The organism is Streptomyces sp. A1136 (assembly GCF_004795055.1).
Lineage (GTDB): Bacteria > Actinomycetota > Actinomycetes > Streptomycetales > Streptomycetaceae > Streptomyces.
Genome location: NZ_SSBJ01000269.1, coordinates 1 through 585 on the forward strand (window position 1 = coordinate 1; position 585 = coordinate 585).

At 70.4% G+C, this 585-nt stretch carries 2 protein-coding genes; one reads left to right on the forward strand and one right to left on the reverse strand.

Going from position 1 to position 585, the window contains the following annotated elements; all coding sequences use genetic code 11:
- A partial coding sequence (locus E6R62_RS38505) for a low affinity iron permease family protein (protein ID WP_306432518.1) occupies positions 1–382 on the forward strand: 382 nt, incomplete at its 5' end.
- Between the two features lie 36 nt (positions 383–418).
- On the opposite strand, the gene E6R62_RS41625 is transcribed toward E6R62_RS38505, so the two are convergent.
- Positions 419–583, reverse strand: a complete 165-nt coding sequence (locus E6R62_RS41625; protein ID WP_276615699.1) for a DUF6213 family protein — start codon at positions 581–583, stop codon at positions 419–421.
- Positions 584–585 lie beyond the last annotated feature (2 nt).

The window sequence follows — 585 nt, forward strand, 5'->3', positions numbered from 1 at the left end:
GGCGGCGGGCATGACATTCGAACATCCGGCTGAGAAGAACGAGACGGGGCGGCTCGGCCCGTTCGAGAGACTGGCCGAGCGCGCCTCGAACTTCACCAGCTCCGTACCGTTCGCCCTCCTGTGCGTCCTGCTGGTGGCGGGTTACGCCACCAGCCATCTGCTCCACCTGCCGTCCTCGTGGCAGCACCTCGCCGGTGATGCCATGGCGGCGGTGTCCCTGCTGCTGCTGGCCCTGCTGAAGAACTCGGAGCGGCGGGCCGAGCACGCCATCCAGCGCAAGCTGGACGCCATAGCGGCGGCCCTCCTGGAGCAGCAGGAGGGCCGCGGCGGGGCGGCCCACCGGGACCTGCAGAAGGCGATCGGGATAGAGGAGCAGGAGTGAGGGAGGAGCCGCCCGGCCCACGGTGCGGGCAGGCGGTCAGCCGGAGTCCTCGCTCCGGATCGGCATGAACGCGATGCACTCCACGTCGATCTGGTCGGCGAGCTCCATCAGCACGCCGGCCAGGGCGAGGGTCGTGCCCGGATCGAGTTCGGACTCCCCTTCGTACACGGAGTGCAGCCAGCCCGCCGCGAGGTGCCGCAGCA